Raw genomic sequence first — 7,440 nt, forward strand, 5'->3', positions numbered from 1 at the left:
TCTCCACCGTCCCGGTGACAAAGGTCAACAGGCAGGTTGCCGGCAGCGAATAGCGCACCGCACACCAGATCAGCGCCGGCAGCGGAAACGCCAGCGCACCGGCCCCGCCGATTGCGACCGAGGCCATCACCGAGATAATCAGCAACACCACCGGCATCAAATGGCTGGCACCTATGGCCCGGTTGAACGTGGGCCAGGTCATGGTCAGCATACAGGGAACAATTAATACCCCGGTAGAAAACTGTTCGCTAAACCAGTCGGCGACCAGCGGCCAGAAGGCGCGACTGTCCACCCCGCCCGCCACCGCCGCTCCGAGCAGGGCGCTGAGCAGCGCAGCCACCAGACAATAGTTAAACAGCCGCAGGGCATTCACCGGATCCGGGGTGCGATTTTTCAGTCGCTTGTCGCGCTGGACCAACAGGGCTACGGTGACAATAAACACCATATTCGAGAGGTTAATACCCAGCGAGGAGATGCCCCAGTCGGTGGTGATGGCGTCGTATACCAGCATGGCGATATAGGACATCACGTAATAGCGAGGCCGGTTCAGGTAAGCGTAGCGGGCAAACACCCCTGCCATCACGCCATTCAGCGGCCAGAACATCGACAGCGACTCCATCAGACGAAGCTGCGCGCCGATAAAATAGAAGAGCGTGGTCAATACCACTATTCCCGCCGCGTTTCGGAACGGACTGTGCGGCTGAAAAAGTGTGAATGTTCTGGCGTAAGCAGAAGACATGCAATATCAATCCATAGGGTTGCTTTTAACATTGAATACACATCCACGCGGATGAATGTTAAAAGTTTGGTATTAATGTATATCACATTAAGGGGATAACTATCATCATCCAGTTAGCAGTGCTTATCAGTTGTGCCGTCAGCCAGACGGCACAGGCAGTGCTTAATAGACTGAACGCCCCAGTTGCTGAGTCAGGTGTTCCAGCGCCGTGACGCCCGCCAGGGAGTTCCCCGCGTCGTCCAGTTCAGGGCTCCAGACCGCAATCGCCATCTCGTGAGGCACGATCGCCACTACCCCGCCACCAACCCCCGATTTCGCAGGCAGCCCCACCCGCCAGGCAAACTCACCGGCATTCTGATACATCCCGCTTGTCGCCATCAACGCATTGACCTGCCGGGCCTGCATCGGCGTGACAACGGGCTCGGACAGATGCGGGGCATAACCCTGAGCAGCCAGAAAAAGAAACGTATTTGCCAGTTCGACACAGCTCATCTTCAGGGCGCAGTAGTGGAAGTAGTTTTGCAGCACCGTTGGCACGTCGTTATGGAAATTGCCGAACGACTTCATCAGCCAGGCGATCGCCGCATTGCGCGCCGAGTGTTCAAACTCCGAGCGGGCAACGGCGGAATCGTAGCCGATATCACTGACGCCGGAGAGCTGACGCACGATCTCCAGCATTCTCTGGCGCGGTGCGCTCAGGCGGCTTTGCAGCATGTCGCATACCACCAGCGCCCCGGCGTTAATAAACGGATTACGCGGTTTGCCCTGTTCGATCTCCAGCTGCAACAGCGAATTGAACGGCTGACCGGAGGGATCTTTCCCCACCCGCTGCCAGATCTCATCCTCGTCATACTGACGCATCGCCGCCACCAGGCTCAGGACTTTCGAAATCGACTGAATGGAGAAACGCTCTGTGGCATCACCGGCCTGAAAGTGCTGCCCGTCCACCGTAGTGATGGCAATGCCGAGTTTGTTGCCATTGACCGAGGCCAGCGCCGGGATGTAATCGGCGACTTTACCCTTGCCCAACAGGGGACGTACTTGCGCCAGAATGGCGTCCAGCATCTGATTATTGATGTTCGCAGCCATCGGTTGCTCCTTGCTCACAGGCCAAAAACGGCCTGCGAGTATAACAGAGGCTGATGGATGGCGTCAGGCAGGCAATCGGAACCGCGAGACAGCCTGCAACAGCAGGCCCGATTCATCATGGAGCCGTTGGGAGGCTTCGGAGGCGGTGTTGACGAGCGCATCGGTCTGGCGAGCCACCTGGTTCAGCGCCTGGAGCTGGCTGGTCATACGGTGAATACTCTCGCCCTGGCTGAGGGTGGCAACGGAGATCTCATTCAGCAGACTGCAGAGATTACCCACCAGTCCAATCACCTGCTGGAGGTTATCCTCCAGCCGGGTGACGGCTTTCGAGCCATCCTCAATGCCCTGCAACGAGTGGTTAATTAACTGCTGGATGGTCTGGGTCGAGTGACTGCTTTTACGCGCCAGCAGCCCCACCTCCCGCGCCACCACGGCGAATCCACGCCCCTGGTTGCCGGCGTGGGCCGCTTCAATGGCCGCGTTCAGCGCCAGAATATTGGTCTGGAACGCCACATTATCGATGATCGCCACAATGCCGCGCATCTCCGAAGAGCGCTCCACGATGGCCGCCATCGAGGCATTGACCGTCTCCATCATCCGGTCTCCCCCTGCCGCCATCTCCCGCGCCTCGTCCGCCCGTGAGCTTGCCAGTTTTGCATAGCCGCTGTTTCCCTCGACGTGGGTTTCCAGCGCGGCAATATGCGCGGTCACCTCTTTCAACTCCTGCGCCTGACGCGCAGACTGCTGATAGAGATCCTGATTGCCCTGCGCCAGCGAGCCAATATTGGTCACCATCGAGGTGGTCGCCTCGCTGACCTGGGTCACCAGCTGTTGCAGGCCCTGTTGCAGCGTCTCCACGCTACCGCCCAGTTGCGCAATCTCGCGGTTAAACCGGGTCACGGTGGGTAGCGGTGAAGAGAGATCCCCCGCCGCCAGCAGATTAATATGGGCGATAAGACGACGCAGCGGGACGATCACCCAGCGGGACATGGCAAACCACACCGCAACCGCAATCCCCAGCAGAACAACCGGGGCCAGCAGAAAGAGTGATTGCAGACCGGAGAGACTGGCCGTCAGCCGCTGCCGCCCCTCCGTGGCGCGCTGGGCGCTGGCCTGCTGATAGCGGGCATAGTTGTCATTAAAATCGGCCTGAAACGCCTGGGCAGGTACGGCAAAGAAGGCATCGATCGATTGACCGTTGACCAGCCCGTCGGCCTGCTCACGGATAGCGTCGAAAAACAACTGGTAGCTGTTGAGCAGTGCTTCATCCCGTGGCGGATGCATCGCCTGCCACGCCTGCCAGGCCTGCTGAGAATCACGTAGCGCCTGTTGCGCCTCATCCATCAGGCTGTGCCAGCTGCCGTCGGACCCGGTCTCTTTATCCTGCATAAAATAAACTCCCGCACGGTTAAGCAGATCGCTTGCTGCCAGCAACGAGATGCGGGCCTGATCGACCTTTGCCTGTTGCAGCCAGGCCATCTGGTTGCGCTGTTCGTTGCGCTGGGCATCGCGCAGGGAGACGGAAAGTAAGACCGATGAAGAGATTTGCAGCGCGGAAAAGAGGCCGATGATACAGAAGATCCCCGCCAGCAAACCAAACTTCCGGGGAGTAATGCGGCGAAAAATTTGCATTAAGTTCATGATTTCTTCATTAACAAGGACTTAGACGTGGGCGAGTCTACGCAGTGAAAATGACAGAACTATTTCAGAATGATGACAGGCGCCCGGCAGCGCTTTGCTTGCGCGGGCCTACAGGTTTTGTAGGCCGGGTAAGCGCAGCGCCACCCGGCGGAACAATGGAAGCAAAGTTAAACCCGGTCTTTCCACACCGTCTGCACATTACAGAACTCATGCAGGCCAAAGTGCGACAGCTCCCGGCCAAATCCGCTCTTCTTCACCCCGCCGAACGCCACGCGGGCGTCGCTGGCGCTGTAGCCGTTGATAAACACCCCGCCGCACTCAAGCTGGCGGGCAAAGCGGTCGGCCAGCTCTGCATTGGCGGTAAAGAGTGTCGCCGAAAGCCCAAAATCGCTGTCGTTAGCCAGGGCAAGCGCGTGATCGGCATCGGTTGCTACGCTAATCGCCGCTACCGGGCCAAACAGCTCCTGACGAAACGCGGTCATCGTTGGGGTCACATTCCCCAGCACGGTCGGCGCATAGTAGTTCCCTGCCCCTGCTAACTTCTCGCCGCCCAGCAGCAGGGTCGCCCCTTCGGCCAGCGTCGCCTGAACCTGCTGATGCAGCTCGTCTCGCAGATCGAAACGCGCCATCGGGCCGAGGTAGTTCTCTTCGTTTTCAGGCGCGCCCATCTTCAGGGCCGCGGTGGCCTCGACAAAGCGACGGCTAAACGCATCGGCAATACCCGCCTCGACGATAAAGCGCTTGGCTGCCGCGCACACCTGCCCGGTGTTCTGATAGCGTCCGGTCACCGCCGCTTTTACCGCCAGATCCAGGTCGGCATCGTTCAGGACAATAAAGGGATCGGAACCCCCCAGTTCAAGCACGCATTTTTTCAGCGCCGCCCCGGCCTGGGCGCCAATGGCGGCCCCGGCGCGCAGGCTGCCGGTCACGGTGACCGCGGCGATGCGCGGATCGGCGATCATCTGGCTCACCCCGTCGTTAGTGGCGTTCAGCTGACCAAACACCCCCTGCGGGAATCCGGCATCGGTAAAAATCGCTGCGATCAGGTTCGCGGCGCCCTGCACGTTAGGGGCATGCTTCAGCAGATAGCTGTTGCCCGCCAGAATAATCGGCACCGCGCCGCGCAGCACCTGCCACAGCGGGAAGTTCCACGGCATCACCGCCAGCACCGGCCCCAGCGGACGATACTCAATCACCGCGTCCGCTACCTGGGTTGCCTCGGTATTGAGCATGGCCGGGCCATGTTCAGCATACCAGTCGCACAGCCCGGCAGATTTCGCCACCTCCCCACGCGCCTGGGCGATGGGTTTGCCCATCTCCCGGGTGATCATCTGCGCCATCTCTTCGCCACGATTGCGCAGCGCGGCGCCCAGATCGCGTAGCTTTTGCGCACGCGTCGCCACCGGCACGTTGCGCCACAGGCGAAAGGCGGTATCGGTCTGTGCAAGGGCATGTTCAACCTCGGTGACGGTCGCCCACGGCCAGACAGCCAGGGTTTCGCCGTTTGCCGGGTTAATGGACAGGGCATGGGTAGCAGAAGGTGTAGTCATGATCGGCTCCGTGTATTAACAGTTGCTACAGTGTGGCGCGATCTGCTATTTCTTAAAAATGAATAATAATAACCACCTTATTCACGAAACGAGAACGACATGGATCTGACCCAGCTGGAGATGTTTAACGCCGTCGCCCAGACCGGCAGCATTACCCAGGCCGCGCAGAAAGTGCATCGCGTGCCCTCAAACCTGACCACCCGCATCAAACAGCTGGAGGCCGATCTTGGTGTGGCGCTATTCATCCGCGAGAACCAGCGGCTGCGCCTCTCACCCGCAGGGCATAATTTTTTACGCTACAGCCGACAGATCCTCGCCCTGGTGGATGAGGCGCGGATGGTGGTGGCCGGTGATGAACCCCAGGGACTGTTTACCCTCGGGTCGCTGGAGAGCACCGCGGCGGTGCGCATCCCGGCCTCGCTGGCGCAGTTTAACCAGCGTTACCCGCGCATTCAGTTTGCGCTGGCGACCGGCCCTTCCGGGACAATGATTGACGGGGTACTGGAAGGGACGCTGAGCGCGGCCTTTGTGGACGGGCCATTAAACCACCCGGAACTGGAGGGCATGCCGGTCTACCGGGAGGAGATGATGCTGGTGGTGCCTGCCGGTCATCCAGAGGTTGCGCGGGCCGCCGACATCAGCGGGCACGATATCTATGCCTTTCGCGCCAACTGCTCCTATCGCCGCCATTTCGAGAGCTGGTTTCACGCGGATCGCGCCACGCCAGGGCGCATCCACGAAATGGAGTCCTATCACGGGATGCTGGCCTGCGTCATTGCCGGGGCGGGCATTGCGCTGATGCCCCGTTCAATGCTGGAAAGTATGCCCGGACATCACCAGGTGGCCGCCTGGCCGCTGGCGGAAAACTGGCGCTGGCTCACCACCTGGCTGGTATGGCGCCGGGGCGCGATGACCCGGCAACTGGAAGCGTTTATAGCGCTGCTAAACGAAGGTCAGCCACCAACAGCTTCTCCATAAACAGGCTCAGGGGATCGGGGGCATAGGGAGGAAACGCCTCGCACAGCTGGTAGCCACAGCGTTCATAGAGCCGGATGGCCGGAAGCTGCTTGATCCCCGTCTCCAGCCGCAGGGTGTGGCAGCTCCTGCTTTGCGCTTCATCTTCCAGCGCCGCCAGCAGCGTTTCACCCAGCCGCTGTCCGCGATGGGTCGGATCGATATAGACCCGCTTTATCTCGCCGCTGCCATCGCCGTTCAGCACGATCGCCCCGCAGCCGACGGCGTTAAGCTGGCGATCGCGGATCACCATCATTATCAGGGCGTAATCGGGCAACCCGGTCAGATCCAGCAGATGGTTGCTCTCTGCCGGATAGAGCGCGCTCTGGTAACGGTCCAGGGCGGCAATCAGGTTAATGATGTCGGGATGGGCGGGGGATTCAGAGGTAATGGAATACATGGCAGGCTCCTTTTGTCGTTTTTCTCCACCATAACGCTGGCCGACAAACGCAACGGCATATTTTTAACTTATAGCTGCGCCTGACCATTGCGCTACCTGCCCCGGCAGCGTTAGTTTGGTGCCTATAGCCGGTTAAAATGTGAGGAAAAACAATGAACACCAAAGCCCGTAAAGTGATGATTATCGGTGCCGGAAATGTCGGTACCTCTGCGGCGTATGCCCTGCTCAATCAAAATATCTGCGAAGAGCTGCTGCTGGTGGATATTAACCACGCCCGCAGTGAAGGCCACGCCTGGGATCTGGCGGATGCTGCCGCCTATATGCCCGGCATGATGAGCATCTCCACCCGCGAGGTGAGCGACTGTGCCGATGTGGATATCGCGGTGATCACCGTCTCCGGCGGCGCCCTGAAGCCAGGACAGACGCGGCTGGATGAATTGACCGCCACGGCCAGCATCGTGAAGAACATTGTCCCGCAGATGATGGCGGGCGGCTTTAACGGCATATTTCTGATTGCCACCAACCCGTGCGACATCATCACCTGGCAGGTGTGGCAGCTCTCCGGCCTGCCGCGTAATCAGGTGATCGGCACCGGCGTCTGGCTGGATACCACCCGTCTGCGGCGGACCCTGGCGCAGGCGCTGGATATCGGCGCCCAGAGCATCGACGCCTTTATCCTGGGCGAGCATGGCGATACGCAGTTCCCGGTCTGGTCCCATTCGTCGGTGTATGGCTCACCCATTGCCGAGGTGTATCAACGCCATACCGGCCAGACGCTGGATTTTGACGAGCTGGCCGAACGCGTGCGCAAACAGGGCTTTGAGATCTACGCCCGCAAGGGCTGCACGGAGTACAGCATCGCCGCCACCATCGCTGAAATCTGCCGCAATATCTTCACCGGCAGCCACCGGGCGCTGGCGATCTCCTGCATTCTGGAGGGTGAGTATGGCGTTGATGGGGTGGCGATTGGCGTGCCCGCGGTGCTGGCCCAGAGCGGCGTCCAGCAG

General features: G+C 60.0%; 6 protein-coding genes and 1 pseudogene. 2 read left to right on the top strand and 5 right to left on the bottom strand.

Annotation, left to right across the window (positions count from 1 at the left end; genetic code table 11):
• The 4 genes and pseudogenes from WFM46_RS21930 to sad all read right to left on the bottom strand — a co-directional run.
• Positions 1-739: pseudogene (locus tag WFM46_RS21930) on the bottom strand (diguanylate cyclase); the annotation flags it as partial.
• 162 nt (positions 740-901) lie between these two features.
• On the bottom strand, positions 902-1,828 hold the full coding sequence (gene glsB, locus WFM46_RS21935) for a glutaminase B (protein WP_103179574.1): 927 nt from the start codon (positions 1,826-1,828) through the stop codon (positions 902-904).
• 63 nt (positions 1,829-1,891) lie between these two features.
• A complete protein-coding gene (locus WFM46_RS21940) occupies positions 1,892-3,469 on the bottom strand; it encodes a methyl-accepting chemotaxis protein (RefSeq protein ID WP_103179573.1) in 1,578 nt (525 codons plus the stop codon).
• 167 nt (positions 3,470-3,636) lie between these two features.
• Entirely contained in the window at positions 3,637-5,019 is a 1,383-nt protein-coding gene (sad, locus tag WFM46_RS21945; RefSeq protein WP_336998543.1) for a succinate-semialdehyde dehydrogenase, read from the bottom strand.
• A 99-nt stretch (positions 5,020-5,118) separates the two neighbouring features.
• Between sad and ptrR the strand changes: the two genes are divergently transcribed.
• Positions 5,119-5,997, top strand: coding sequence for a putrescine utilization regulator PtrR (gene ptrR, locus WFM46_RS21950; protein WP_336998544.1), 879 nt, complete (start codon positions 5,119-5,121; stop codon positions 5,995-5,997).
• On the opposite strand, the gene WFM46_RS21955 is transcribed toward ptrR, so the two are convergent.
• Positions 5,951-6,433 (bottom strand): GNAT family N-acetyltransferase, encoded by a 483-nt coding sequence (locus WFM46_RS21955; protein WP_336998545.1) that lies wholly within the window; start codon positions 6,431-6,433, stop codon positions 5,951-5,953. The two genes, ptrR and WFM46_RS21955, sit on opposite strands and share 47 nt — an antisense overlap.
• Positions 6,434-6,585: 152 nt before the next feature.
• On the opposite strand from WFM46_RS21955, the gene WFM46_RS21960 reads away from it, so the two are divergent.
• On the top strand, positions 6,586-7,440 hold an 855-nt coding region (locus WFM46_RS21960), incomplete at its 3' end, for an L-lactate dehydrogenase (RefSeq protein ID WP_336998546.1).

Source organism: Leclercia sp. M50 (assembly GCF_037150775.1).
Taxonomy (GTDB): domain Bacteria; phylum Pseudomonadota; class Gammaproteobacteria; order Enterobacterales; family Enterobacteriaceae; genus Enterobacter.